The organism is Lachnoclostridium edouardi (assembly GCF_900240245.1).
GTDB classification, from domain to species: Bacteria; Bacillota; Clostridia; order Lachnospirales; family Lachnospiraceae; genus Lachnoclostridium_A; species Lachnoclostridium_A edouardi.
In genome coordinates, this window is the sequence record NZ_OESQ01000001.1 from 430881 (window position 1) to 457088 (window position 26208).

At 42.4% G+C, this 26208-nt stretch carries 25 protein-coding genes, 1 other RNA gene and 1 pseudogene; 3 read left to right on the top strand and 24 right to left on the bottom strand.

The features are described from left to right. Position 1: 1 nt before the first annotated feature. The 4 genes from C1A07_RS01960 to ruvA form a co-directional block, all read right to left on the bottom strand. The gene (locus C1A07_RS01960; RefSeq protein ID WP_180952154.1) at positions 2 to 2218 is read right to left on the bottom strand and encodes a U32 family peptidase; all 2217 of its coding nucleotides are present in this window, start codon (positions 2216 to 2218) and stop codon (positions 2 to 4) included. Positions 2219 to 2284: 66 nt separating this feature from the next. Beyond that, positions 2285 to 2638 carry a cell division protein ZapA gene (locus tag C1A07_RS01965; RefSeq protein ID WP_101875616.1) on the bottom strand — a complete coding sequence of 118 codons (354 nt, stop codon included), beginning with the start codon at positions 2636 to 2638 and terminating at the stop codon, positions 2285 to 2287. Positions 2639 to 2779: 141 nt separating this feature from the next. Continuing rightward, positions 2780 to 3772 carry a Holliday junction branch migration DNA helicase RuvB gene (gene ruvB, locus C1A07_RS01970; protein WP_101875617.1) on the bottom strand — a complete coding sequence of 331 codons (993 nt, stop codon included), beginning with the start codon at positions 3770 to 3772 and terminating at the stop codon, positions 2780 to 2782. Between the two features lie 12 nt (positions 3773 to 3784). Then, positions 3785 to 4396, bottom strand: a complete 612-nt coding sequence (gene ruvA, locus C1A07_RS01975) for a Holliday junction branch migration protein RuvA (protein WP_101875618.1) — start codon at positions 4394 to 4396, stop codon at positions 3785 to 3787. Between the two features lie 140 nt (positions 4397 to 4536). Between ruvA and C1A07_RS01980 the strand changes: the two genes are divergently transcribed. Next, the gene (locus C1A07_RS01980; protein ID WP_101875619.1) at positions 4537 to 5637 is read left to right on the top strand and encodes a ribonuclease H-like domain-containing protein; all 1101 of its coding nucleotides are present in this window, start codon (positions 4537 to 4539) and stop codon (positions 5635 to 5637) included. An 88-nt stretch (positions 5638 to 5725) separates the two neighbouring features. Here C1A07_RS01980 and C1A07_RS01985 read toward each other — a convergent pair whose 3' ends face one another. Further along, positions 5726 to 6271, bottom strand: a complete 546-nt coding sequence (locus C1A07_RS01985) for a DUF5662 family protein (protein ID WP_101875620.1) — start codon at positions 6269 to 6271, stop codon at positions 5726 to 5728. Positions 6272 to 6488: 217 nt separating this feature from the next. Here C1A07_RS01985 and C1A07_RS01990 point away from each other — a divergent pair, with 217 nt between their 5' ends. Further along, complete coding sequence (locus C1A07_RS01990; protein WP_101875621.1) at positions 6489 to 6689, top strand: cold-shock protein; 201 nt, start codon at positions 6489 to 6491, stop codon at positions 6687 to 6689. Between the two features lie 133 nt (positions 6690 to 6822). On the opposite strand, the pseudogene tnpA reads toward C1A07_RS01990, so the two are convergent. From tnpA to C1A07_RS02080, 18 genes and pseudogenes are all read right to left on the bottom strand, one after another. Then, a pseudogene (gene tnpA, locus C1A07_RS01995) lies at positions 6823 to 7050 on the bottom strand (IS200/IS605 family transposase); the annotation flags it as partial. A 42-nt stretch (positions 7051 to 7092) separates the two neighbouring features. Then, complete coding sequence (locus tag C1A07_RS02000; RefSeq protein ID WP_145996026.1) at positions 7093 to 7917, bottom strand: hypothetical protein; 825 nt, start codon at positions 7915 to 7917, stop codon at positions 7093 to 7095. 500 nt (positions 7918 to 8417) lie between these two features. After that, on the bottom strand, positions 8418 to 9293 hold the full coding sequence (hslO, locus tag C1A07_RS02005; protein ID WP_101875623.1) for an Hsp33 family molecular chaperone HslO: 876 nt from the start codon (positions 9291 to 9293) through the stop codon (positions 8418 to 8420). 19 nt (positions 9294 to 9312) lie between these two features. Further along, the gene (locus tag C1A07_RS02010) at positions 9313 to 10071 is read right to left on the bottom strand and encodes a class I SAM-dependent DNA methyltransferase (protein WP_101875624.1); all 759 of its coding nucleotides are present in this window, start codon (positions 10069 to 10071) and stop codon (positions 9313 to 9315) included. An 11-nt stretch (positions 10072 to 10082) separates the two neighbouring features. After that, positions 10083 to 10733, bottom strand: a complete 651-nt coding sequence (locus tag C1A07_RS02015) for an HAD family hydrolase (protein ID WP_101875625.1) — start codon at positions 10731 to 10733, stop codon at positions 10083 to 10085. 108 nt (positions 10734 to 10841) lie between these two features. Further along, positions 10842 to 12533: a phosphoenolpyruvate carboxykinase (ATP) gene (locus C1A07_RS02020; RefSeq protein WP_101875626.1), complete on the bottom strand. Its 1692-nt coding sequence runs from the start codon at positions 12531 to 12533 to the stop codon at positions 10842 to 10844. Between the two features lie 240 nt (positions 12534 to 12773). Further along, positions 12774 to 13643, bottom strand: coding sequence for a cell wall hydrolase (locus tag C1A07_RS02025; RefSeq protein WP_101875627.1), 870 nt, complete (start codon positions 13641 to 13643; stop codon positions 12774 to 12776). Positions 13644 to 13975: 332 nt separating this feature from the next. Beyond that, positions 13976 to 14449: a Cys-tRNA(Pro) deacylase gene (gene ybaK, locus C1A07_RS02030; protein WP_101877998.1), complete on the bottom strand. Its 474-nt coding sequence runs from the start codon at positions 14447 to 14449 to the stop codon at positions 13976 to 13978. Positions 14450 to 14476: 27 nt separating this feature from the next. Further along, a complete protein-coding gene (locus tag C1A07_RS02035; protein ID WP_101875628.1) occupies positions 14477 to 15289 on the bottom strand; it encodes an HAD family hydrolase in 813 nt (270 codons plus the stop codon). Between the two features lie 187 nt (positions 15290 to 15476). After that, complete coding sequence (thrS, locus tag C1A07_RS02040; RefSeq protein ID WP_101877999.1) at positions 15477 to 17387, bottom strand: threonine--tRNA ligase; 1911 nt, start codon at positions 17385 to 17387, stop codon at positions 15477 to 15479. A gap of 358 nt (positions 17388 to 17745) precedes the next feature. Next, positions 17746 to 18303 carry a YcxB family protein gene (locus C1A07_RS02045; RefSeq protein ID WP_101875629.1) on the bottom strand — a complete coding sequence of 186 codons (558 nt, stop codon included), beginning with the start codon at positions 18301 to 18303 and terminating at the stop codon, positions 17746 to 17748. Positions 18304 to 18307: 4 nt separating this feature from the next. Next, positions 18308 to 18886, bottom strand: coding sequence for a YcxB family protein (locus C1A07_RS02050; protein ID WP_101875630.1), 579 nt, complete (start codon positions 18884 to 18886; stop codon positions 18308 to 18310). A gap of 98 nt (positions 18887 to 18984) precedes the next feature. Then, positions 18985 to 20580, bottom strand: a complete 1596-nt coding sequence (locus C1A07_RS02055) for a glycoside hydrolase family 5 protein (RefSeq protein ID WP_145996027.1) — start codon at positions 20578 to 20580, stop codon at positions 18985 to 18987. Positions 20581 to 20737: 157 nt separating this feature from the next. Next, positions 20738 to 21808: a branched-chain amino acid aminotransferase gene (locus tag C1A07_RS02060; protein ID WP_101875632.1), complete on the bottom strand. Its 1071-nt coding sequence runs from the start codon at positions 21806 to 21808 to the stop codon at positions 20738 to 20740. Between the two features lie 124 nt (positions 21809 to 21932). Next, a complete protein-coding gene (locus C1A07_RS02065) occupies positions 21933 to 22835 on the bottom strand; it encodes an acetamidase/formamidase family protein (protein ID WP_101875633.1) in 903 nt (300 codons plus the stop codon). Positions 22836 to 22837: 2 nt separating this feature from the next. Next, positions 22838 to 24241, bottom strand: a complete 1404-nt coding sequence (locus C1A07_RS02070; RefSeq protein WP_101875634.1) for an MATE family efflux transporter — start codon at positions 24239 to 24241, stop codon at positions 22838 to 22840. 38 nt (positions 24242 to 24279) lie between these two features. Further along, a complete protein-coding gene (locus C1A07_RS02075; RefSeq protein WP_242972222.1) occupies positions 24280 to 24849 on the bottom strand; it encodes a YHYH domain-containing protein in 570 nt (189 codons plus the stop codon). 272 nt (positions 24850 to 25121) lie between these two features. Next, on the bottom strand, positions 25122 to 25349 hold the full coding sequence (locus C1A07_RS02080) for a helix-turn-helix domain-containing protein (RefSeq protein ID WP_101875635.1): 228 nt from the start codon (positions 25347 to 25349) through the stop codon (positions 25122 to 25124). Positions 25350 to 25482: 133 nt separating this feature from the next. Here C1A07_RS02080 and C1A07_RS02085 point away from each other — a divergent pair, with 133 nt between their 5' ends. Continuing rightward, positions 25483 to 25722 (top strand): helix-turn-helix domain-containing protein, encoded by a 240-nt coding sequence (locus C1A07_RS02085; RefSeq protein ID WP_101875636.1) that lies wholly within the window; start codon positions 25483 to 25485, stop codon positions 25720 to 25722. 69 nt (positions 25723 to 25791) lie between these two features. Here the strand turns inward: C1A07_RS02085 and ssrA are convergent. Then, positions 25792 to 26131: a transfer-messenger RNA gene (gene ssrA / locus C1A07_RS02090) on the bottom strand. Between the last annotated feature and the right edge of the window lie 77 nt (positions 26132 to 26208).

The window sequence follows — 26208 nt, forward strand, 5'->3', positions numbered from 1 at the left end:
TTTACTCTACTCCACGCTTCCAGTGACCTCTTGTAAAATCCTTTAAGGGCCGCTGCGCTTTCATATCCTTTATAAAACTGTCTGTAAAGCTAACAGCCAGCCGCCTGATCTCCTCCCTGTCTTCTGTTGTAAACTGAAGCCTTAAATATTTAGGAGAAAGCCTTTTTATTAATTTTTCCTCTCCCAGCAAGGATAAAGGAGTAGTATTATAAATTGTATTGTAACAAAATCTGCAGCAGTTCCTTACAGGAAATTCTTTCCCCAGCCTGTCTTTCATATACAGCACCTCCGGCTTTTTGTCGCAGCCCTCAGCAGTCTTTTTCAGACACTGGGCAGAAACCATAAGCGGCAGTCTGCCATATACTACCATTTCCTTTTCACTGCAGCCTAACTGCTCCAGCTCCCTGCTGTTTAATTCAAAAGGCAAAGTCAGCGTATCTGCTCCCAATTCCATCATCTGCCTTTCTGCGCAACCGTTGCAGACATACAAATTGGCGTCCAGAGAATAAGGCAGCTTCCAGCCTTTTTCTTTTACAAATGTGATTTCTTCCATAGATCTTAGAAGAAGACCGTCAAAGCCTGCCTCAAGCAGCTCCTTTTCGTGCTCTTCAAAATAGTTCCTGGCCTGTGTGCGGAAAATTTGAGGCATCATTAAATAGCACTGCTTTTTCTTCTCTCTGCACTGCCGCCCTATTTTTTTCCACTTTTCCCATCCAATTGTCTCTGAATTTATATAAATTCTGAAAATCTCCGGAATTTCAGTTAAAATCTCCGCGGCTTTTTCATCTTCAATGCTGGCTGTCATAAGAGGAGAAACAAAAGCTTCCTCTTTTTCCGGCAGCTTCTCCCCCTCTTTCTCTTTCTTTTTCTCTTTTTCTTTCTGCTCCTCTGATACTCCTGCTTCCTCTCTTCTGTGCCGGCCTGTGACGGCAGCCTCTAAAGCCTGGAATCCGCTGCGCCTTAGCTCATTTAAAGCCTGCACCGGCATAAATAAATCTCCCTCTATGACAGTCTCCAAATCTTTCAGCTTAAAGGGAGTGCCTCCTGTTTTACATATTTGTTTTTCCAGCTTTTCTGCCGTTAAAGGCTGATTTAAGGCTTTCAATGGAGGGGCGCCAAAAACCGTAATATGAATATCTTTCAGGTTCAGACATAACTTCCCGGCCTCTCCCTCCTTTATATATACGGCGCCGGACACTTCCTCCTGTATTTCTGATTTTACATATTTATCATCCAGCATCTGAAACAGCTCCTTGTTTCCTTCCCTGAAAGCCGGCTTCTGTTTTACTGCCACCATAGCTTTTCCGTTGTGCTGGGTGTAATATCCCTCAGTAAATCCTCCTCTGTCAAATAAATCCAGAAGCATCTCCCTGTCGCTTTTTTGAACCTTATACCCCTTTCGCCCCTTTTCCAAATACAGATCCCTGTACTTTTTATATACACTCACTACTCCTGCAGTGTATCTGGGGCTTTTCATTCTGCCTTCTATTTTCATGGAATAAATGCCGGCCTCTATCATATCAGGAATCAGATCTAAAGTGCAAAGGTCTTTCAAGCTCATTACATGCTGCTGATCTTTTTTATTTAATGTCTGACTTCCTCTTTTTATGTCATAAGGCAGTCTGCAGGGCTGAGCGCATCTGCCTCTGTTTCCGCTTCTGCCGCCCAGCATACTGCTGTAAAGGCACTGGCCTGAATAACAGTAGCACAAAGCTCCATGGACAAAGCTTTCAATCTCCACATCTACCTGACAATGTATCTCTCTGATTTCTTCCAATGACAGCTCTCTGGCCGTGACGATCCTGGAAGCTCCCATTTCCGCCAGCAATTTAGCTCCGTACACGCCTGTAATGGTCATTTGGGTGCTGGCGTGAAGAGGCAGGTTAGGAAAATTTTCTTTTAAAAATTTAAAAACACCTAAATCCTGAACAATGGCAGCGTCCAAACCCTGCATATAGTAAGGCTTTATATACTGATAAAGCTGCTCCATCTCCTGCTCTTTCATTAAAGTGTTTACAGTCATATAAATTTTCCTGCCATGAAGATGAACATAATCAATGGCGGAAAGCAGCTTCTCTTCATCCAGATTATCAGCATAGGCTCTGGCCCCAAACCGGCTTCCCCCGATGTAAACTGCATCTGCTCCGGCTGCCACTGCCGCCGTCATGCTTTCGTAGGAGCCGGCAGGAGCCAATATTTCTGTTTGTTCTCTTTTCACCTGATTCCTCTCTTTCCCCACACGTTCTCTTAAATGTAAAAAGCTGATGCAAACATCAGCCCTTTTTTACCCTTTCTTCTTTTCCGCCTCTTCCTGCTGGCGAAGAGCCTTTTCCAGCTTCATCTGTGTTGTAACTAGCTCATGGCGCAGACTGTAAGCTTCCTTTTCCAGCTCGTTTTTCTGTTCCTTCAGCTTATCCACTTCTTCTTTTGCCTTAAAGTAATCGTCAGCAATATTCAGCTCTACCATTACGCTTTGATAATCTCCGCTTTGCTTTAAAAATCCGTCTCTTTTTTTCAGCTGAGAATGCTTTTCATTAATATAGCTGGCGACCCGCTGAAGGTAAGACTCGTCCTCCGCCCCGCCTAAAGTATATATTCTGCCGTCTATCAGCACTTCTGTATAATTTTTGGAATCCATATCCCTATCTCCACTGTATCTATTTTTATGGCGCCCAGCCGGCGCTGGCATAATATCGAAAATATTATACCATAGTTCTCATTGGACTTCTACATGATTCTGCACGATTTTCTATATATTGTATATAGCCATTTTCTTTTTTTAAGAAAGCCCCAGATGATGATATGCCAGTTCTGTAGCCATTCTGCCTCTGGGCGTTCTGTTTAACAGGCCGTTCATAATTAAATAAGGCTCGTACACCTCCTCTAAGGTGCCTGAGTCCTCCCCTAAAGCGGCTGCCAAAGTGTCTAATCCTACTGGTCCTCCGGAAAACTTCTGTATAATTGTAAGCAAAATGCTTCTGTCGTTATTGTCCAGCCCTAACTTATCTACATCCAATATATCCAGGGCGAAATCCGCCACCTCTTTTGTGATTCTGCCGTCGTATTTTACCTGAGCAAAATCCCTCACTCTTTTTAACAGCCTGTTGGCAAGCCTTGGCGTGCCTCTGGACCGTCTGGCAATCTCCACGGCTCCCTCCTGCTCAATCTCCACCTCTAATGCTCTGGCAGAGCGAAGCACAATTTTTTCCAGATCTGAAGGGGTATAAAAGTCCATTTTTTGTATCACCCCAAATCTGGCTCTTAAAGGCTCTGTTAAAAGACCGGCCCTTGTGGTGGCGCCTACCAAAGTAAAGTGAGGAAGCTCCAGCCGAATGGACCTGGCCGAGGATTCCTTTCCCAACATTATATCAATGGCAAAGTCCTCCATAGCAGGGTACAGCACCTCCTCCACCTGCCTTGTAAGGCGGTGAATCTCATCTACAAACAGCACATCCCCCTCCTGAAGACCGCTTAAAATGGCAGCCATGTCTCCCGGCTTTTCAATAGCCGGGCCAGAGGTAACCTTTAAATTCACGCCCATTTCATTGGCAATAATACAGGATAAGGTAGTCTTTCCCAGCCCTGGAGGGCCGTAAAGAAGCACATGGTCTAAAGGCTCCTTCCTGGTTCTGGCCGCGTCAATAAATACCCGCAGATTAGATTTTAACTTATCCTGGCCAATATAATCCTCCATCATCTGAGGGCGCAGATTTACCTCTATTCTTTTTTCTTCTTCTGTTGTCACATCTGTGGTAATCACTCTTCGTTCCATTCTATATCCCGCCTAAAATGCTAAAAACTTTAATGACTGTCTGAGCACATCCTCAGCCGTCATGCCTTCTGAAATTTCTACCCTTCTCACTGCTTTTGCAGCCTCTGTGCCTGAATATCCCAGGGCAACCAGAGCCTCCACCGCCTCTTTTCCAGACTGTGCAGTCATATCAGAGTAACTGCTGTCCTCCTCCTCTTTGTCAAAGCCTGACAAAATATCTTCTGCCTTTACCTTGTCCTTTAAATCCAGAATGATTCTCTGAGCCGTCTTATTTCCCACTCCGGGAGCCTTGGAAATCGTCTTCGCATCCCCGGACAGCACCGCCATGCGCAAAGTGTCAGGGCTGAGGGCCGAAAGCACGCCCAAAGCCCCCTTAGGCCCGATGCCGCTGACTCCAATCAGCTGCCTAAACATAAGCAGATCCTGCCTGTTTAAAAAGCCGAAAAGACTTAGGCCATCTTCTCTCACCTGCATATATGTATAAATCTTCACTTCTTTTCCCAGTCCTGGAAGCCTGTCCAAAACAGTGACCGGCACCTGAATTCCGTAACCAATCCCTCCTGCTTCCACTACAATTTCCTGCTCTAAAATCTCACCCAGTATACCTTTGACATAGGAAATCACTGACTCTTTCTCCTTTTCCTTTTTGCTGGCTTTATCATATCATAGAGCTATAGCCTTTGCAAGACAAACCGAACAAATATTCTGTTTCCAGTTGACTTCCATTTTTTCCTTCGCTATACTGTTTTCAGGAGGAAATATATATGGTTACTATTGAGAAAAAACTGGATTTTCCCTATACATACCCTTTAGAAAGGCTGGGAAAGCTGGATGAACTTTTATTTTTTGATATTGAGACGACAGGCTTTTCCAGCCTGACCTCTAATTTATATTTAATCGGCTGCGTTTACTATAACAAAGCCGGCTGGCAGATGATTCAATGGTTTGCAGATCAGGCAGGGGCAGAGGAGGAGCTGCTTCACGCCTTTTTCCATTTTTTAAAGAATTTTAAAATTCTCATTCACTTTAACGGGGACGGCTTCGATATTCCCTATCTTTTGAAGCGCTGTTCCGCCTTTGGACTTCCCTACAATTTTTCAGAAGTCGCCAGTGTGGATATTTACAAAAAAATACGGCCCTACCGCCGCCTTCTTGGTTTAGAAAGTATGAAGCAAAAGGCCATTGAACAATTTCTAGGAGTTTTCAGAACAGATAAATACTCAGGAGGCCAGCTAATCCAGGTTTATCAGGATTACCTGATGACCCATGAAGACTTTTTATACCGCCTTTTAATGCTTCACAATGAAGATGACTTAAAAGGTATGCCGGAAATTCTTCCTATTCTCAGCTACTGTGATTTCCTGCAAAATGATTTTGTGCTGGAAAATCAGCATCTCCAGGTGCGCACTGATATTTTCGGCGGCCAGGAAGATTTTTTAATTCTCACATGTGAAAGCCCTGTTTTTCTCCCTGTAGAATTTAACAGGGAAGATGAGCTTTTGCCCGGCCTTTCCCTTTCCGCCGCAGAAAATAAATTAACTGCAGAAGTGCCCTTATACCGGGGGATTTTAAAGCATTTCTTTTCAGACTATAAAAATTACTACTATCTGCCCTATGAGGATACTGCGGTTCATAAAAGCGTAGGTGAATATGTGGACAAAGCCGCCAGAAAGCAGGCAACCGCCGCTACCTGCTACGCCAAAAAGGAGGGCTGTTTTTTGCCTCAGTTCAGCCAATTATTCTCTCCTGAATTAAAAACAGACCGGAAATCTAAAATATCATACGCAGAGTACAAAGATGGTTTATTTCAGGATTCCAAGGCTTTAAACGCCTATATCCAGTCCTTACTCCACCGCATGTCCTGATCTGGCAGTGAGAAAACTGCGGGGCAGACAAGCGGCATATCAGCCTCCTTTTCAGACCCCGCAGCTTCACTGCTTTTATTCACTGCTTTTAATAGTCCTTTCGCTTCAGCATTTTTCTTATATATGCAAATGTTCTTTCTTCTCCCTGCTCCTTCAGCATGAGAAGCAGATGCTCCAGAAGGGCCTTGGTCCTGGGATGAATTACAATATAATCCTTTGTTCTGCTGTAATACTCCCAGGGAGAGCTGTCTGTATAATCCCTGCCCTTATACACCTTAGAGGCGGCAATTCTGTCCATGACCATTTCAGCCACATATTTTAAAGGCATCTTATTTCCAATCAGCCCCTCCTCCTTCTTAGGCCCAAAGTCAATCCAGTATTCAAAATGGTGTTTATTCCGTCCTTTATGGTGAAGCCATGCCCCAGAATATCCCATCTCATCTTTTTCAGCTGCATTTGGACTTTTATTCCCCTGATAATATAAAACTCCTGTGCGGAATTCTGTCCAGCTGTATTTGGACAAATCGTGAAGCAGTCCCTGCCTGTAAAGTCCAATGCGAAAACAATTTTTCATTACCAGCATCTTGTGTTCTGTAATTGTTTTAAGATGCCTCCATGCATTTATAATCTTCATATTTCCTTTAACCTCTGCCTGTTTTTTATATTTTCCTACCTGCGCTGCCAGTGAAAGCCGGCAAAACTATCTTTCATTTTACAACTTTTTTCCTCTTTGTCAAATTATGAAGTAATTCGCGGAAATGATTTGACACTGCTATAAAACTATGCTATTCTTAAATAAGCTGCTAATGATTGCGGCTTAACGTTTTTTTTATATTTTTTGGAGGTATCATATGAGCAAGGGTACAGTAAAATGGTTTAACAACCAAAAGGGTTACGGATTTATTTCCGACGAGGATGGCAATGATGTATTCGTACATTATTCAGGCCTGAACATGGAAGGCTTTAAATCTCTGGACGAAGGCGCAGCTGTAGAATTCGACGTTGTGAACGGAGCTAAGGGACCTCAGGCAACTAACGTTACCAAATTATAATCCCTACGAATAATCATTTATCCAGTGTACCTTTTTCAAGGATATAGATTTTTGTTTTATATTTTGAAATAGTTATATTGTTATACGTGATTATGATAAAAAGCTGTCAGTTAGCGCTGGCAGCTTTTTTCTTTACAATATTTATAACTGAATATTTTGGGGGAATCCGTACCAGCATATGAATATGATCCGGCATACACGATGCTTCTATAATCTCTATCCCTTTTCTTCTACATAGTGTTCCTAATATCTGCCCTACATCTGCTTTAATATCCTTGTAAAACACCTGGCGACGATATTTTGGTGCAAAATATTCATCTGACCGATATCTATATGCTGTACGAAATCTAAGAGTTCTTATTTTGAATCCAGCCTCTATTTCTTCCATATTCTTCCCAGAATATTACATATACTTTCTTAAAACAGCTTTCGATTGGATAACTAACAAAACTCTGTCGCTGCAATACCAAGTTACACCTAATATATTATCTCCATAATCCAAACAATAATAAATAGAATCAAACGAAAGGTTTCTATTGTTCATCAAAACACAAAACCCTAGCTCCTGCACAAAAACTGATTTTTCTTTTGTATCTTTCACTCTATCTGTCGGGTAGTTTGAAGCATAGTGGAATTTCAGCAATTTTTTTCCGTCTTTAGGGTCCACGGTTCCAATATGGTGGGCGGCTGACTGTGTATCGTCAGAAATAGATTGTTCATAACCAACTTTAAATCCGTTACTATATATTACAGTATTTCCTTCACAAGCAATCTCGCCATATTTCGTATTTTCTTCGCGGCTATGGAGAAGCATATCCATTGCTATACGGCTAATCCCGTTTTCATCATATGTTTCGTCAGCAAAATTTTTATCAATACCCGTTGCCCTAGCAAAGTCATCCTCTATATAGGCTATTGATGCCTCCCCGTCTATTTCTAATTGCCCTTCTTTATTAATTCTTGCATTAAAATGGCTTTCGGGAGGAACAGGTCTACCCGGTACCTCTGTATCCGTTAAAAGATATCCGTTTTCATCAAAATAATAAAACTCATATGCCCCATCGCCATTGTCATCAATCCATTTTCCTGTATTTGTGGGATAACTGCCGTCATCTTCCTGATACCACCAGCCCGTCGCATTCTGCTGCCAGTCCTGTGCAAATGTCGGCACACTCATCATCATCGCCATTGCCGCGGCTGCCGCAATCGTTAAAATCTTCTTTCTCATTTCCGTATCCGCTTGCTTTCCTCGACTAAAAAAATACTGTAACATCATAAAAGAACTAAAGAAAATTCGTTCTTCTTATCTGTCACACAGCAACCATTACATTACAATCTATAGTTATTATACCAACGCATTTAATTTTTAGCAATTCAAAAAGAACCCGTTGAAAAATTCATAATCAACACCGCCATAATTTTCCCCATACATATCTGTCCCGGTGCTGCTTCCACTTTCGCTGTATTCCTGTAAATCAGAGTCGATAAACAGGCTGTTCCAGAGAGGTTTTGTATAGTAGCAATAAACAACTCTTACCTCATTACCGTCCCGATTAACAGTCCGTCCTATTGATTCCTCCGAAATCCCGTTAATTCCTCTGTAGTTTCGGTTTAATACATTTCAATCCTATAATCCTCTCTCATTCACCGAAAATCAGGATTGTGGAGGAACGTAAGGGGATACCGGTTTTGGAATGAGTCATATAACAGGCTGCGCCGTGATTTAATCTATTGATTCTTTAAAAAACCTTTCAGATCTTCTATGGAAAATGTATAGTTCTTATTGCAGAAATGACAATTCACCTCAATAGGTTTTCCATCCTGAATCATATCCTTAATTTCTTTTTCTCCAATGCTGATCAAGGCCTTCTCCACCCTCTCTCTGGTGCAGTTGCAGTAAAAATTTGCAGGCAGCTTTTCATTTATTTCCAGGCCAAAGTCTCCTAAAATATACTCTAATATCATTTCAGGAGTTTTTCCCTTATCCAGCATAGTAGTAACAGACTGAATTTCACCTAACTTTTTCTCCAAAGCAGATATGGCCTCCTCCGACGCGCCTGGAAGCAGCTGAATCATAAATCCTCCCGCCTGTTTTACTGTATTGTCCCGGTTCATCAATACGCCTAAGGCTACAGAAGACGGAGTCTGCTCTGATGTAGCATAATAATAAGTTAAGTCCTCTGCAATCTCCCCTGTAACCAGGATTGTCTGTCCCACATAAGGCTCTTTCAGGCCTATATCCTTAATCACACTAAGCACTCCCACGCCTAGGGCTCCGCCTACATCCAGTTTCCCTTGGGCATTAGGAGGCAGCATCACAGAAGGATTAAACACATATCCCTTTACATTTCCCCCTGAATCTGCAGTGACCGTCAGCCCCTCAATAGGGCCGTCCCCCTGTATTTTTAAGGTAAGTATATCCTTTTCTCCCTTCATCATAACGCCCATCATAGCTCCTGCTGTTAAAAGCCTGCCAAGGGCTGCCGTAGCCACCGGGCTGGTATTGTGAACGCTTCTGGCATATTCTACTAAATCTTTTGTAGTAGCTGCAAACGCGCGGATCTGCCCGCCGGCGGCCGTAGCGCGGATAATATAATCTGACATAAGTCTTCTCCCTTTCTCACTAAAGATTTTTTCCCTGTTCTCTGGCAATCACATAGATTCTGTCGCTGTCACTGCCTGGCTCTTCCTTTGTAAATGCGCCGTAAACTGCCTCCAGCTTCATTCCTGCTTTCTCCAGAGACTCCTTTATCTTTTCCAAAGTATAAGCCCTTTGATAATGGGTTTCTGTATATTTTGAATATCTTCCGTCATCTTCCTTTATAAATAAAGCCAGGTCATATTCATTGATCTGAGTCTCTTTATCGTAAAAGTTGTCCCAGATAAAGCTGCTTTCTTCTCTATCCTCTGCAATAGTATGATCCCCCAGCAAATTTTCATATTTATAAACTGTATTTAAATCAAAAATAAAAATGCCCTTTGGGTCCAGATAATTATTCACTAAAGAAAATACCTGAACCAAATCCTCATCATCTAATATATAATTTATAGAGTCACAAATGCTGACCACAGCTTTTACTGTGCCGTACAGCTCAAATTCCCGCATATCCTGAAGCAAATATAAAATATCCCGGCCTGACCTTTCCTTTTTCTCCATAGCCAGCCCAAGCATCTCCTCAGATGCATCTACTCCTATCATATCATAGCCGTTTTCAGCTAACAGCTCTGTAAGCGTCCCTGTGCCGCAGCCTAAATCCAGCACCAGCCCTTCTTTTACGCCATATTCCACCAACAGCTCTGTCAGATAATCGCACCACTCTTCATATGGAATATTGTCCATAAATAAATCATACACTGCCGCAAATCCAGAATAAGCTTCCATTGTTCTTCCTTTCACTGTTTAAGCAAAATATTCTTTAAATCCTCTACACTTTCAGCTACAGCCGCTGCGCCTGCTGCACACAGCTCCTGCCTGCTTCCAAATCCGTAAAGCACCCCGATGCAGCTAATGTGGTTTTCTCCGGCTCCTATACAGTCATGCTCCCTGTCTCCAACCATAACAGCCTCATCTGGATTTTTTATATTCTGGTTTTCTAATACATATTGGATTACATCTCCCTTTTTCACTCTGGTTTCATCCAGATCCGCCCCTCCTATAAAGGAAAAATACCTGGCCAAGTCCATGTGATCTAATATTCTTTTAGCGAAAACTTCTGGCTTAGAAGTAGCCACAAGCAGGGTAAAGCCTGCCTCCTTTAACTCACTTAACATTTGACTGATTCCGTCATATACTTGATTTTCCAGCCATCCGGTAACAGAATAATATTCCCTGTACTTTTCAATTCCCTGGGCAGCTTTTTCTTCTGTAAATCCATAAAACTTCATAAAGCTGTCTTTTAAAGGAGGACCAATAAAAGGTGTAAGGCTATGTCTGTCCTCCACCTGAATTCCAAAGCTGTTTAAAGCATATTCCACTGATTTTGTGATGCCCTCTTCAGGATCTGTAAGAGTTCCGTCTAAGTCAAAAAGTATATATTTCTTCATACAGCTAAATTTCCTTTCTTGATCTGCCCCAGCTTTTTCCACTGTCTGAAAACTGACATATGGAAAACGGCTGGTCAAAATTCCGACCAGCCGTCTAAGGTTATCAAATTATTTTAATTCGTCAACAACCTTCTGGATTGCTGCTAAAGCATCATCTGGCAGTTTGTCATAACCGTCTTTCTTAACACCAAATTCTTTGATCTCATTTACACGGTCATTCATACGAGCCTTCAGCTGCTCTACGTAGTTAGAATCGTTCATATCTGGAACAAATCCTTCCCAATCGAAGATTTCAATATCAGTGAATGGTCCCCACTGTTTGAACTCAGCCTTCTTCTCAACGATTGCTTCCAGAATGCCTAATGTATCTTTTGGCTGAACCTTCTTGCCCATAAAGTCGCCTGTGTTGATAATGTAGCAATCTACATTCTTCTCTTCAACCAGCTTTTTGAACTTCTCATAGTCATTTGCCAGAGGATAAGTTCTGAATGGGTTAGCGTAAGGAACTACTACTAACTTGTTAGGATCTACGCCTGGAGCAAGACGCTCTGCTGTAGAACGCTTTGTTGCCAGAGTAGCGCCCATAACAGATGCCAGGGAAGCGCCTTTCAGTTTTACTACTGGTGGAATTGTTGGGTCTTTCATAATCCAGAAAATAGCGTTAACTGGCTCTTCAATCTTGTCCACACGGTTTGGCGCCCATAATTTAGACTTGATTGCACGGCCGTTGCCGTTTCTGATATCTTCTGTAACCAGCTGAACTTTTCCGTCCTCATCTAATGTAGCGGAGCAGTTCTGAGCTGTTAAAAGGAACTTGTTATCTGGGCAGCCAGCAGGATAATCCTGTGTCTTATCAAAATATGTTGGCTCTAATGCGATAGATGCACATGTATCTGTGTTAATGATGAAAGCATCGTCATGGAGAACCTTGATCTCGTATTTGCCATTGTGTTTTGCATGTGTTAAGGTAGATTTTCCGGAGCCTGACAGACCGTATACAGAAGCAACATACTTACTTCCGTCAGCCAGTGTGTACTCTTTCTGTCCGCCGTGGCAGGAAGCATAACCGTTGCGGTTTGCAATAGCCCAAGCCATTGTCAGAGTGCCTTTCTTATGCTCGCCAAAGTATCTCATACCAAGGATGCAAGCACAGTTCTGGTCTGTGTTGAAATAGCACAGAGTCTGAGGATCGCTTAAACAGCTGTAATCAACGCCTGGCCGCTCTGCTGGGAACCACTGTGGATCAGAGAAGATATAAATATCTGCTTCTTTTCCATCGCCAACCATCTTAGAATCTCTGTACATCTTTACATACTCATCAGACATATACTGGAAGTTCAGCATCCAGGAGTACATAATATTCTCTTCACCCTGTGGAATTAACAGGTGAGCTTTTACCATAAACTCTGGATCCAGTCCTACATATACCTCTGCGTGGTACATTTTTTTCCAACGGGACTGATAAATAGCATCCATAGCTACCTTGTCCAAAGCTGCGCAATCTACGCCTGGCTCGCCTGCAATACGACGTGCTGCTGCGTAACGTCCTGTAATAGCGCCGTCATTAAATAATAAAACTTTTGCGTCTTTCTCAAGACCAAACTCCTCGCCTCTGTATACAGGCATGTCTGTAACAACTGTACCTGGGGAGTTCTTTGCTAAGTTATAAGCCTCTTTTAATGTGTTAACCTTTACAACGTTGTTGCCATAAAAAGCCGCTTCAATAATAGATCTGGTTTTAGCAAAACCTGGCTTGCCTGCACCAATTTCATTCAGCGGATAATAAGCTTTAGTTGCCATTGGATAAATCCTCCTTCTTTAATCAGTATTCGCTTATATTATGGCATTAGGCATGAAAAATGTCAACAATTTGTTCTTGAAAAACAGCATTGTATACAATATGCTGTATTATGCCTGAAAATTTCTTCAATAAATTTTCATTTAATCTTTTTATTTTCTACAAATACTACAAAAAGCGGCGGCTTATGGAAATAATATCCACAAACCGCCGCTGCCTGTTTCATAAGTACATGAATCTTTTTATCTGTAAAACTGATGTCTGTCATGTTCAAAAAGATAAGTGAGACGACTGTCAAACCACTTAACCGCTCCTGACCGGGATCTTCCCCGATTCATAAAGTAAAGAGCTCCCTGAGAATAATCCTCACCTGCCAGCGCTCTGTCTACGCACTGCTTTGTCTCCTCTGTAACCTTTACCCGGTTAATGTTTCCGTTGGAAACTGGTGAAAATTGAGACGGCTGATATACAACCGCTGTTACACTGTTTGGAAACTCTGAGCTTCTCACCCGATTCAGAATAACGTTCGCCACTAAAATCCGGCCTTTTTCATCGCAAATTCCGGCTTCTGCCTGGACAATTTTCAAAAGTACATTGTAATCTTCCTCTGAAAGCGACGTTCTGGCCGCATTTTTTCGTGCCTCTTCCTCCGCCTGCAGTCTGGCGGCCTCTGCCTCCTGTCTGGCTCTCTCTTCTTCCTGACGCACAAACTCCAGCTTTGTCTCTTCTGCCTGAGCCTTCATCAGCTCATCCATTGCCTGTTTTTTGCGCACATCTCTTTCTAAAATACTTCCCGCAAAAAGCTGTCCGTCTCTCCGCGAATCTGAATCAGTAAGTTCAACTCGTATTTTTGCTTCTGTAATCATGTTCATTTCTTCCGGGGCTGTTTCTCCCTCATCTTCCTCTAAAGACTGAGGCACCGTTTCCGCATATGCAGATATAACACTTCTTCCTCCTGTGCCAAATCCGTTGGACGTTAATGTAATTACAGTCACTACGGCTGCCATAGAAACAAAAACTGCTGCAGTGCGATACATTTTCTTCGTCACTGTCACTGCCATCTTTTTAATGAAACGATAAATACCCTGAAGAAAAGAAAAAATTGTCAGCATACATACTCCTCTTTTCTTATTTTCTTCTTTGTCCCAAAGCTGCCGCGCAAATTTTCTTTGCACACATGTCTTTGGTTTCTTTGGGGTGACGCTGGTAATTATATGGGAGCAAGTAAAAAAAAGTCAATGGAGTTTTTACAATTTTGTCATATATTTTTTACTTCTTTCCTTGATTTTCTTTCTCATTTAGTTAACTTTTCTAATTATAGCTGATTTATTCTCCTATTTTTAGTCCAGTATGCCAATTTTATTTTTACAAAAGTATTACATATTTGTTAACTATAACAACATAAAAAAAAGAGCCTTTTTTGTCGGCTCTTTTTTATGTAAATCTATTCTTTTGTCAGAGGTACAAATTTCCCTCCCACATATTTGGCTAAATCTTCAGGATTTAGAATAATTTGTTTTCCTCGCATACCGGCGCTGACAGCAATTTTTTCAAACAGCACAGCAGTTTCTTCTATATAAGTAGGAAACTTTTTTTTCATGCCTATAGGGGAACACCCTCCTCTAATATAACCGGTTACACTTAATAAGTCCTTTACAGGAAGCATCTCCACCTTTTTCTCTCCTGCCGCCTTGGCTGTCTTTTTTAAATCCAGCTCTTCATCTACAGGAATACAGCACACCAAATATCCGTTTTTTTCTCCTTTTAAAACTAAGGTTTTGTAGACGCTGTCATGGTCCGCTCCCATAATATCAGCGGCATGGGAGCCTGAAAGATCATTTTCATCTACTTCGTATTCTTTTTCTTCATATTCAATCCCCGCCTGATCTAACAGGCGGCATACATTTGTTTTTTCCATAAGAATTCTGTCCTTTTTATACAAGCTTTACTTCTGTTTTAATGCTGACATAAATTTATGTCTTTGCTCCTTCTCATATTCGCCTTTGTAAGTTCTGTCTAAGAAACGCTGGAAAGCCTGATCTTTTAAGCATTTCCAGGATTGTTCTTCCTCCTGAATCACTACGGGGAAAAACAAAACTCCACATTTGTCTGCAGCTTTCCCGTCTCCAGGCGCGTCTCCAATCATCAGCACGCAGTCTTTTTCATAGCCCTGCTCTAAAAGCCGGCTGATACACACAGATTTAGAACCGCAGTCTTGAGCCATAATCTCCTTTACCAGGCTGATTAATCCAGTGCGCCCCCATTCTCTCTCCAAAGCCTCCCTGTTAGCAGACGACACTACCGCCAAATCTGCATACTGGGACATATATTCTAATGTCTCCCTTACCCCGTTAAAAGGGCTGCTGTCAGGCAAGGCCTTAATTGCGGCATTTACGCATAAGGACCACTGTAAAATTTTCTTTAATAAGGGACTGCCTGTTTCTTCTATTCTTTTCTCCAAAGCAGCGTTGGAAAAGCTTGGAGACTCCTTCAGCCACAAGCTGAAGTCGCTTATATCTTCTTCTAAAATCCCCCGCTCCATACAGGCCTTCATAGTCAGCTCCAGGCCGGGAAACCTGTTAATTCCTCTGGTTTCTGAATAAAGACTGATTTGGCTCCAAAGCTTTAACACTTCTTCTCTGTAAGCTTCCAGCCCCCAGGCTTTTACCATTTCTGGTCCAAAGCACAGCTTATGCTTACAATCCATTGTATCCATTGCACATCCATCTGAATCTACACATACCAGGTATTTTTTCATATATTTTCTTCCTTTCCTGTACACTGACTTTCACTGGCAAAAGCCCATTGAGGCAGATATTTTATCAGATAATTATATTACAGGCGAGAATATTTTTCAACAAATATTGTCAAATAGCAAGAGCGCCGGAAAATAACCGGTTGATCTCCCCTGCTATTTTCCAGCGCCCTGTACATTGACAATTTAATTAATGGATTTCCTTTGTTTGAATTTCTTTCTTTATATCAGCAATAAAATCTGCCAATGCCTTCTGTCCTTCATCTCCCTGGCTTCTGCTTCTTACTGCCACCAGGCCTTCCTCTTCTTCCTTCTGTCCTGCTACCAGCATATAAGGAATTTTCTCCAGCTGTGCAGAGCGGATCTTATAACCGATTTTTTCTGAACGTGTGTCGATTTCGCAGCGGATGTTTTCTGCCTCCAAAGCCTTTTTCACCTTCTCTGCATAATCAATATACTTGTCAGAAATAGGCAGTATTTTTACTTGCACAGGGGCCAACCATGTTGGGAATGCTCCTGCAAAATGCTCTGTTAAAATGCCCAGGAATCTTTCAATAGATCCAAAGGCAACACGGTGAATCATAATAGGTCTGTGCTTCTCTCCGTCTGCCCCCATATATTCCAATTCAAATCGCTGAGGAAGCTGGAAATCCAGCTGGATTGTTCCGCACTGCCATGTTCTTCCAATAGCGTCTACCAGGTGGAAGTCAATTTTAGGGCCGTAGAAGGCTCCGTCTCCCTCGTTTACTACATAATCTAAGCCTAATTCATCTAAAGCGCTTCTTAAACCTTCTGTAGCCATCTCCCAGTCTTCATCGCTGCCCATACTGTCCTCTGGCCTTGTGGAAAGCTCTACATGGTATTTAAATCCAAACAGGGAATATACTTCGTTAATCAGTCTGGCTACTCCCATAATTTCTTCCTTGATTTGATCAGGAGTCATAAAAATATGGGCGTCGTCCTGTGTAAAGCAGCGGACACGCATGAGGCCGTGAAGCTGTCCTGACTTTTCATGTCTGTGAACCAGTCCCAGCTCTCCCATGCGGAGAGGAAGATCTCTGTAGGAACGAGGTTCAGAGGCGTAAACTAAAACTCCTCCAGGACAGTTCATTGGCTTTACTGCATAATCCTCGCCGTCAATGACTGTTGTATACATATTGTCTTTATAGTGATCCCAGTGACCTGATGTTTCCCAAAGGCTTCTGTTTAAAATAATCGGAGTGGAAATCTCTACATAGCCGGCTTTTTTGTGAATTTCTCTCCAGTATTCCAGCAATGTATTTTTTAAAGCCATTCCCTTTGGAAGGAAAAATGGGAATCCAGGACCTGCATCGTGCATCATAAACAGACCTAATTCTCTGCCCAGCTTTCTGTGATCTCTTTTCTTTGCTTCTTCCATCATAGTAATGTAAGCTTCCAGATCAGCCTTTTTGCCAAATGCTGTTCCGTAAATACGCGTAAGCATTTTGTTTTTTTCGCTGCCTCTCCAGTAAGCTCCAGCCAGGCTTGTAAGCTTATAAGCCTTCCCTAAGTCCTTTGTGTTCATTAAATGAGGGCCTGCGCACAGATCTGTAAATTCTCCTTGGCTGTAAAAGCTGATTTCCGCATCCTCCGGCAGATCTTCAATCAGTTCCACTTTATACGGCTCCTGTTTTTCCTCCATAAAAGCAATAGCCTCTTGTCTTGGCTTTGTAAAGCGCTGAATCGGATGAGCCTCTTTTACAATCTTTTTCATCTCCCCTTCAATCTTTTCCAGATCTTCTGCTGTTAAAGGATTCTCCGGGTCCACATCATAGTAAAAACCATCTGCAATAGAAGGTCCGATAGCCAGCTTTGTATTTGGGAATAAACGCTTTACTGCCTGAGCCATTACGTGGCTGGCTGTGTGGCGCAGGGCTGCCAGTCCCTCTGGATCATTGGCTGTGCAGATGTTCAGACTGCAGTCTTTCTCTATTACAGTTCTTAAATCTGCTGTTTCCCCGTCTACTACGCCTACACATGCCACTCTGGCCAGGCCTTCGCTTAGGTCCTTTGCAATGTCGATAATAGACATTGGCTGCTGATACTCTTTTACAGAGCCGTCTTTCAGTGTAATTTTCATATTATTTTCTCCTTTTACATAAAAAGTGTGCATCCTGCCGGGGGTACTTTCCTATGAAACAAAAAATCCCCCGCCATGCTTTCGCATAGCGAGGGACGATTATACAATCGCGGTTCCACCCTGCTTTGAATGAACATTCGTTCAAACCACTTGATTTATGACGATAACGGCGTCACCGTTCCCGATTAAGGGACACTCTGAGCTGGTCTTCAGATAACATTTTCGTAAAAGACTTCCACCACATGCCTTTCTCTCTGGACGGTCCTGATATCCTACTGGTCTCATCAACGTATATGCATTATTCTAATGAAATTTACAGTCTGATTATAACACAGAGGAAATCTTTGTCAAGTATCCATCAACCTTTTTCGGAAATTTTAGACTGAACAAATTTGAGAAACTTTTCCGGCCTGCCTGTGCGGAATCCGTTTTTATCAGCCGGTATATATCTGTCTCCTCCAAAATACAGGAAATAGTAATGTTCTTCCTCCACAATTCTTCTAAGGCCTGTATAGCAGAACTTTCCGGCGTAGTCAGCCGTCTGTATAATGCAGTGGTCCTCAAACCAGTACACCTCTTCCTTCTCCCCTGCCTTTCCGGACCTGATGGCCATGGCTCTTACCTTGGCTCTGACTGCCCTGTCCTCCCTTTGGGGACCGTTTTTTCTTTCAATCCAGAAGGTAGCTGCCGCTATCACCGCTGCCACCACTCCCAGGGTTATCATTAAGCCTTCTCCCGGAGTTTGACCTCTTGCTTCTAAAACTGCGCTTCTTATAACAAATACTGTTAAAAGGGCCAGCTCGCTGATGGTAATATAGTATCGTCTGAACCATCCCAGCTTTCTTTTCTTTTTCTCCATAAGCTCTCTGTATAATACTTCATCATATTTTGTAACTGTACTGAATCTTGCCTCCACTTTATCACCTCATCGCTACAAACTGTGCTTTTTCATTACTTTTTTTCTCCAGAAATTCTCTGAATTCTCTGAAGCTGCCGGCGGAAATCTCATTTTTCCAAAAATAATACATAACTCCCTCGCTGGTAATCATCATAAACATTTTAGGCAGTTCAAATAAACAGGACATGCTGGAATAAGAATAGATTTCTTCGCTGTACCATCTTTTTACAGTCCAATAATCTTCAAAAAATCCGTATTCCTGATCTATATTATTTTCCATTTGCTTTACAATTTTATTGTATTTTCCCTGAGCGTTAAACCTGCCCCACAGATGGACTGCTAACATGGGAAGAAAAATCATAATTAATACTCCGAATACAAAGCTGTAAACACGTCCGGCAGCTCCCCCTGCGAAAAATGTGCCTGCCCCTGATAATGGAATTCCTACTGCAAAAAGTCCCCAGATTTTCCATCCTCCGCTTTTAAAATTGATTTTCTGAAATCCTCGGTTGCCGTATTCATACAACTCCTTTGTCATTGTTGTTTTTACTATATATTTTCTTTTTGTCTCATCCATTTGTGAGAACTCTTCAAATACCATGTCATTTCCCCTTCATTTCACTTTTTTATTGTTATAACCGCTTAACGCCTGTATTTCAGGCGCTTACATGCCATACATGAAAATCATTTGCCAGGTCTTTAAAGAGAGCCGTTCAGCTGTCTGACCGCCCCTATCATTTCCAGCTCTGTGCCTTCCATGCTGTACAGCTTTCCGTCGGTTTCAAAATCGTAAACATTTACATTGTCCACATAAACTGTGCCGTCTGCTGAAAATGTAATCTGATTATCTCTGCCGGCAAACTCCAGAAAATAATCCTGGCTGCCGTCTATATTTACATACTTCGTTTCACTTCCCAAATGCACCCAGATTTGGCGAGGCTCGCTGCTTTCTCCATGAAAGCGGACCTTTACACTTCCATTGTTGCCTAATCTGCCTCCAAAATTTTGAGAGATGCTGCTTTTAGCAGTCAGCCTTGCCATATTGATTCCGTTCCGCTCTACTACGCTGCTGCCTTCTGAAAAGTCCCAGCCTTTTTCCCCCAGACCAAACTGAGAATTAAAGAGAGCGTTGCTTCCGTAATTTCTGTAGGCCCATATGCCGTATCCCATAGTTCTGGCTTTTAAAATAGGCTCCATGCCAGTAATAAATCCTGCCATTTCATTTGCCATTAATTTGGCGTTGTAATCAAATTGAGGCGTATTATCTGTAAATAAAAGCTGCTCTAAATAAAAAGGCTTTCCATTGTTAAAGCTTCCCGCTCTGGCCAAATTGGCCTCCATGGCAGAAAGAGCCTGAGCGGCTGTGATTTCCGTGTTGCTTTCCTGGCCCATAGTAACGCTGTACATAGCGGCTGTGTAGCTTGCATTCTGACAAGGGAAAGTAACCTCATGTCCTGCGCCTATATAACCTCCGCCCAGGGCAGAAATAGGGTCTACGTCCAGGCGGACCTCCATGGAAAGGTTTGGAAATACTGACTGGGACTGAAGCAGCAGTTGATTGAGAAAATCATCATAAAACTGGAAAAATAAGAGAAAGTCTGTAGCCCCTGTCTCCGGCAGCGGCAGACGCTCATATGATTCTACTGTCACGCCGTACTGCTGCTGCAGCTCCTCCAAAGTACATTTCTGCTGAACATAGGCCTGATATCCTATTTTCTCCGCCATTTTTATACGTTCCTCTGTGTCCTTCATAGAACCGGCTGCAGATACAAAATTCCAGAAATCCTCCCAGGTAAGAAATCCTCCGGCAAAGTTGCTGTGAGCTTTCCCGGCCTCATAAATGGTTTTTACATAGTCCAGCCAGGCAGCTTTTGTAGTTTCGTCGTAAAGCAGATCCTGGTATCTTTGGGTTCCGTTTCCGCCTTCTGAATAATCCCATGTATAGCCTACTCTTAAATATACATCCAGGCCATGCTGCCCGGCAGCGTTCATCACCTTGTGAAACTTTTCCATTGGATACTCTTCATATCTGCAGGGATTCATATCCGGCTGAAATTCGTTCCACGGAACTACTAAAATAATACTGTTAAATCCATCTGCAGCTATTTGAGCCAACTCTTCATCCATACGGCTGCTTTCACTGTTCCAAAAATTAATCACCCAATCGTCAGAATAATAGGTAGCTGATTTTTCATATCCATTGGAAGCGTAGGATGGAAAAGCGCTTATGCTTGTAAGCACTGCCATCTGGACTGCGGCTGCAGCCGCGGCAAACCTTTTTGTTCTTTTTTTCATCTTTTCGTCCTCTTTTTTATTATCTGCCATTTAGTTTATCATATTTTTCTATATGTAGCAATTCACACTCAAAAAAGATGGTGTAAAAAAATAGTTGAACGCTTTAAACGCTCAACTATTTTTACTTTATTATCTGCTTTATTATCTGCTTTATTTTTTACTTCACTTCTACGCTCCAGCCTTTTGGCCCCTCTACCTTGCCCAGCTGAATTCCTGTGATTGTGTCATAAATTTTCTGAGTAACTGCTCCGATCTGGTTGTTGCCAATGGACATAATCTCATTTTCATAGCGCAACTCCCCTACAGGAGAAACAACTGCAGCTGTACCGGTTCCAAAGCACTCTTCCATAGCGCCGGTTCTGGCTGCCTCTAAAATCTCGTCTACGGAAATTCTTCTTTCTTCTACCGGGATTCCCCATTCTTTACACAGGGCGATTGCAGAATCTCTTGTAACTCCCGGCAGAATGCTTCCGTTTAACTGAGGCGTGATTACTACGCCGTTAATTTTAAAGAAAATATTCATTGCTCCCACTTCTTCAATGTACTTTCTGTGGATTCCATCCAGCCAAAGCACCTGAGCATAGCCTTCCTCGTGAGCTTTTACCTGAGAAGCTAAAGAAGCCGCGTAATTGCCTCCTGTTTTGGCTTCTCCGATTCCGCCCTTTACTGCTCTTACATATTCATCCTCAATCCAGATTTTCACAGGATTTAAACCGCTTTCATAATAAGCGCCTACAGGAGATAAAATAATCATAAATTTATATGTATGAGAAGGACGCACCCCTAAAAATGGGTCTGTGGCGATTACAAAGGGACGAATATATAAAGAGGTTCCCGACTTTGTAGGAATCCAGTCCTTATCAATCTCCACTACCTGTTTCAGTCCTTCCATAAAAAGGTCTTTTGGAATTTCCGGAATGCAAAGTCTTGCGTTGCTTCTGTTGGCTCTTTCCCAGTTTTTGTCAGGGCGGAATAATAACACTCTTCCATCCTCAGCCTTATATGCCTTCAGCCCCTCAAACATAGTCTGGCCATAGTGAAATACCATGGCGGAGGGGTCTAAGGCCAAGGAATGATAAGGCACGATTCTAGGGTCATACCAGCCTTTTCCCTCTTCATAATCTACCTCAAACATGTGATCAGTAAATATAGTGCCAAATGTCAGCGGATTGTCTTTCCCTGGCTTTTCCTTTGGACATAATGTTTTTTCAATTCTAATGGTCTGCATATCCAACTCCCTTTCTCACACTGGCATGGTCATAGTCCGTAGGCCCTGTGGCCTGTCAGTAATCTTAAAATTATTACCCATTATTAAACAAATTTTATTATCTGTCAATATAATTATGAGCGATTTAGAAAATCGAATTATACCCATAACTTTGAGTTATATATTTAGGGAATTCTACTCTCACTGTTTTCTTAGGATTTACTGTCTGGCAGACAATTACATCCCCTGCCAAGGTCAGCAGCATACCGGCGTCCTCTGTGTCCATTTTCACCTGTTCTTTTAAAAACAAGTACATCTGCCTTACAGCCACAGTCCACGCTTTCTCCACTGTATCCTCTGACACAATTATCATCCACTTATCTTCCGTCTCCGCCACAGGCCATGAAATTCCAGGCTGCTTCACCACGTCAATTTCCACTGTAGCCTTTCCCTCGATTTCCAGGCCGCAGTCTTCTACTTCTCCGTCCCCCATAACTCCATGAAAATCACCCATAGCCAAAAGTCCTCCCTTGGCGTACACAGGCAGGTATAAAATGCTGCCCTTTTTTATCTGGGTACAGTCCATGTTTCCCCCGTGATTTCCAGGTGTAATAGTTGAGATCCCCTCTCCCTCAGGGGCAACACCGATGGTTCCTATCATTGGGCTTAAAGAAAATACTACCTTGTCCTTAAAATATGCGTTTCCATTTTTTACAGGCACGCGGCTTAATACCTTCTTTGGAAAGAATTCTTTTTCATTTCCGCTGTTAGGTCCCAGCATAACAATGCCTACCGGCCCTGTCTCAATATCTAAAATGCTGATTTTCAACATATCCCCCAGCTCCGCTCCCTCTACGTATAAGGGCCCTGTACAGGGGTTTCCCGGCTTTCTCACCACATTTTCAAATGTAGCGTCCTCAGGCAGAAACTGGTTGGTAAAACAGTCGTATGTTTCAAATACAACTGTTTCCCCCGGAGAAACCACCTCACATGCCGGATTGTCCTTATTCATCTCTGTAATCAGATTTTCCCTTCCAATATATTTCATAGCTAAACAGTCCTTTCTTTACAGTCTGGCAGCCTGCCCTTTTCTTCTTTCTCTCTTCTGCCTAATTCTCTCCACACAGTAGCCATCATTGTTCCGTAGCTGGCTGAGCCCCCCAGAAAGTTGGAAATAGGCTCCGCCATAAATACTCCCATAATCCCTAAGCCCCACATGTGAGGCAGAATTAAGGTTAATGGAATCACAATAATCACCTTTCGGAATATGGAAAAGAACACGGCGTTTTTAGAACGTCCCAGAGCCACAAATACCGACTGGCCTGCAAACTGCAGAGACATCATAAAATATCCGAAATAATATGTCTGCATAGAAGGAATTCCCGCTGTAATCAGCTCTCCCTCCGGGTCAAAAATCCTGATGAAGAATTCAGGGAACCCGTGAATGAAGAACCACACAATCAAGGTGTACACCACTGACACTGCAGTTGTAAAAACTATGGCCTTTTTCACTCTTCCATATTCTCTGGCTCCAAAATTAAATCCCATTACAGGCTGGGCGCTGTTTGTCAGGCCGTTTACCGGCATTGTCACTACTTCCCTGATAGAGTTGATTACTGTCATAACTCCCACGTACAAATCGCCGCCAAACTGCTGCAGGCTGGCATTGCACACCATCTGCACAAGGGAGTTGGTAATAGACATAGTAAAACCGGACAAGCCTAAAAACATAATGCTTTTCACCCGCTCAGCCTCCAGCACAAAGCTGGATTTTTTCAGCCTTAATATTGTCTTTTTCCCTGTGAGAAAACGGATAATCCAGAGAGCTGAAAGCCCCTGGGAAATAATCGTGGCCAAAGCGGCTCCCTGAACTCCCATGTGAAATACAAATATAAATACAGGGTCTAAAATCAGGTTGGCAACCGCACCTAAAAGCACAGTCATCATCCCTATTTTTCCAAATCCCTGAGAGTTAATAAAGCTGTTCATTCCCAGGCCGATCATTACAAATGTGCTTCCTAACAGGTATATGGTCAGATAACTGTCTGCATATTCAATCGTCATATCGCTGGCGCCTAACAGGTAAAGCAAAGGTCTTTTAAATATCAGGCCCGCCGCTGTCAGACAGAGGCCAAAGGATACCAGCAGCACAAAGGAGTTGCCCATAATTTTTTCTGCTTCTTCCAGATTTCCCCTTCCTCTCTCAATAGAGCAAAGAGGCGCCCCTCCCATTCCAAACAGATTGGCAAAGGCTATTACAATAGATATAATAGGCAGACAAAGGCCGATGCCGGTCAGGGAAAGCATAGCCCCCTCCGGCAGTCTTCCTATGTAAATCCTGTCTACAATGCTGTACAATACATTAATCAGCTGAGCCAGGGTCATAGGCACCGCTAATCCCATAATGTTGCTGACAATACTGCCTTTTGAAAAATCATTTCTTGTATCTGCCATCTAAAATATCCCCCAACTTCCGTCTGCTTTTGAAAAATTTATTTGCAGACTCTGCCTTCCCCGTGTCCGCAGCTCATATAGTGTTCATAATATTTTACTAAATCATCCCCATAAAGCTCCGCCAGATCTGGATTATTTTCTTTGTATACAGATACGTTAAACTCTTCTGAGGCCTGTCTTCCCTCTTTCATGCCGCTTTCCAGAAAATGATTCAGCAGCTTAGTGCTGTCAGCACCGCAGTGATCTGCCACATCTTCGTGGTGGGCTGCATAATAATCCGCATCAAATACAAGACTGTAATCGTAGGACGGCTGTGCTTCTGCTTCCTTTTTGTCTTTGGCACCGGCTGATGAACCAGATGTTCCCTGCAAAGAGCTTCCGCCGGCATATGGGCAGACTCCATTAGTATGTAAATGAGCGGGATAACCGCCGCAGTGATAATGATAGGAGCCAAGTCCGCTTTTATTTTTGTTGTCTCTGTGGCCGCCGTTTGCATCTGTACGCCCGGAATGGGCTTCTGCTGTTATAGTAAATAATTCTGTTGATAAAACTGCAGGCTCTGTAAATGTCATTACAGCAGCCAATGATAATACTAATAATTTTTTCATAACTATAATCCCCCTGTTTCTTTTAAGGAATATTTTACCATTCTCACCAAAGTCTTTCAATATGTATATTACTTTTAATGCTATACAGCTTTTCCCATATTGAATGCTGCTTCCATAATATCTTTTTGATTTTTAATATCCCCTGGGTCTTCGGCGCCTACTCCCCGCACTTAAAATAGTAATGTTCGCAACAGCGAAAAATCTATTGTATAATATCATACCACCCCTTGATTTTAAGAGCAATATAAGATTGTCATATAGATTTTACATCTCTAATCTTTCTCTTCCCGCCGTCTTTCGTCCTGCTCTTTAAATTCCATAATATCCTCCACATTACAGTCTAATATTTCACAGAACTTTTCAATAGTGTGGGTGGAAACATGCATATTTTTCTTCATCCTCTCCAGCTGTCCGGCGCTGACTCCATAGTATTTCATTAGTTTATACTGACTAATTCCCTTCTTTTTCATTGTTACCCATAATTTTTCATATGAAATCATAACTCTTCCTCCTTAGTTTTTTAACTCCTTCTTCAAGAAAAGGAACCATTTCAGTCCCATTGTATCATTTCCTGCGTTTATGATAAAGATAAAAAAGGACCAAAACCGTTCCACTTTTAGGAGATTGACTTATATGCTTGACACAAAAATCAAACAGGATAGCATTCAAATCGGCAAGAACATTCGGAGAATCAGAAAAGAAAAAGGTATTGGACAGACTGAACTTGTACGTTTAATGCAACTGCGGGGCATCTCAATTTACAGAGAATCACTAGTTAAAATCGAACGAGGCGTTCAGCATATTACTGCTACTCAGCTTCAAGGCTTTCGCGACTGTTTAGAAACTACTTATGACGAACTGTTAAAGAATTAAGGATTTGCATTCTTCACGAAAAAAGCCTGGTAAATATAGGATTCACCCTATAAATACCAGGCTTTTTGAAAGTGGAGCAGACGGGATTTGAACCCGTGTCCAAAAACCAATTCCCTGTTCTTCTACTATCATAGTTAATCCTTTTTCATTCCCTCTACGCCCCGGGGATTAACACCCTGAGCGCTTTAGTAGCTTCATTATACGCCCACATGCTCAAAGCTTTGCATATGTCGTTTCCCATATAGTCGATGCCAGGTTCTTAAAGTATGGGTGCTTTAAGGCTGACAGCTACTATTAAGCAGCGATTGCTAATTTTCTATCAGCGTTTATATTTAGGTTTGCCATTTAACGCATTGCATACGGATAGCTTCACCAGCTGCATGGCCCCTGTCGAAACCAGTACTGCCCCTGATGTGCAAATGCCCGCAATCCCCCAAGATCCGGGCACCTCTAATATACTACCATCTGGCTGCCAGAATGTCAACG

Excerpts from the sequence above, each read along its gene's own strand:
- C1A07_RS01965 (WP_101875616.1), bottom strand. The coding sequence starts at position 2,638 with ATGGATTCCAAAAATTATACAGAAGTGCTGATAGACGGCAGAATATAT.
- ruvB (WP_101875617.1), bottom strand. The coding sequence starts at position 3,772 with ATGGAACGAAGAGTGATTACCACAGATGTGACAACAGAAGAAGAAAAA.
- C1A07_RS01980 (WP_101875619.1), top strand. The coding sequence starts at position 4,537 with ATGGTTACTATTGAGAAAAAACTGGATTTTCCCTATACATACCCTTTA.
- C1A07_RS01985 (WP_101875620.1), bottom strand. The coding sequence starts at position 6,271 with ATGAAGATTATAAATGCATGGAGGCATCTTAAAACAATTACAGAACAC.
- C1A07_RS01990 (WP_101875621.1), top strand. The coding sequence starts at position 6,489 with ATGAGCAAGGGTACAGTAAAATGGTTTAACAACCAAAAGGGTTACGGA.
- C1A07_RS02000 (WP_145996026.1), bottom strand. The coding sequence starts at position 7,917 with ATGAGAAAGAAGATTTTAACGATTGCGGCAGCCGCGGCAATGGCGATG.
- hslO (WP_101875623.1), bottom strand. The coding sequence starts at position 9,293 with ATGTCAGATTATATTATCCGCGCTACGGCCGCCGGCGGGCAGATCCGC.
- C1A07_RS02010 (WP_101875624.1), bottom strand. The coding sequence starts at position 10,071 with ATGGAAGCTTATTCTGGATTTGCGGCAGTGTATGATTTATTTATGGAC.
- C1A07_RS02015 (WP_101875625.1), bottom strand. The coding sequence starts at position 10,733 with ATGAAGAAATATATACTTTTTGACTTAGACGGAACTCTTACAGATCCT.
- C1A07_RS02020 (WP_101875626.1), bottom strand. The coding sequence starts at position 12,533 with ATGGCAACTAAAGCTTATTATCCGCTGAATGAAATTGGTGCAGGCAAG.
- C1A07_RS02025 (WP_101875627.1), bottom strand. The coding sequence starts at position 13,643 with ATGCTGACAATTTTTTCTTTTCTTCAGGGTATTTATCGTTTCATTAAA.
- ybaK (WP_101877998.1), bottom strand. The coding sequence starts at position 14,449 with ATGGAAAAAACAAATGTATGCCGCCTGTTAGATCAGGCGGGGATTGAA.
- C1A07_RS02035 (WP_101875628.1), bottom strand. The coding sequence starts at position 15,289 with ATGAAAAAATACCTGGTATGTGTAGATTCAGATGGATGTGCAATGGAT.
- thrS (WP_101877999.1), bottom strand. The coding sequence starts at position 17,387 with ATGAAAATTACACTGAAAGACGGCTCTGTAAAAGAGTATCAGCAGCCA.
- C1A07_RS02050 (WP_101875630.1), bottom strand. The coding sequence starts at position 18,886 with ATGGTATTTGAAGAGTTCTCACAAATGGATGAGACAAAAAGAAAATAT.
- C1A07_RS02055 (WP_145996027.1), bottom strand. The coding sequence starts at position 20,580 with ATGAAAAAAAGAACAAAAAGGTTTGCCGCGGCTGCAGCCGCAGTCCAG.
- C1A07_RS02060 (WP_101875632.1), bottom strand. The coding sequence starts at position 21,808 with ATGCAGACCATTAGAATTGAAAAAACATTATGTCCAAAGGAAAAGCCA.
- C1A07_RS02065 (WP_101875633.1), bottom strand. The coding sequence starts at position 22,835 with ATGAAATATATTGGAAGGGAAAATCTGATTACAGAGATGAATAAGGAC.
- C1A07_RS02070 (WP_101875634.1), bottom strand. The coding sequence starts at position 24,241 with ATGGCAGATACAAGAAATGATTTTTCAAAAGGCAGTATTGTCAGCAAC.
- C1A07_RS02075 (WP_242972222.1), bottom strand. The coding sequence starts at position 24,849 with ATGAAAAAATTATTAGTATTATCATTGGCTGCTGTAATGACATTTACA.
- C1A07_RS02080 (WP_101875635.1), bottom strand. The coding sequence starts at position 25,349 with ATGATTTCATATGAAAAATTATGGGTAACAATGAAAAAGAAGGGAATT.
- C1A07_RS02085 (WP_101875636.1), top strand. The coding sequence starts at position 25,483 with ATGCTTGACACAAAAATCAAACAGGATAGCATTCAAATCGGCAAGAAC.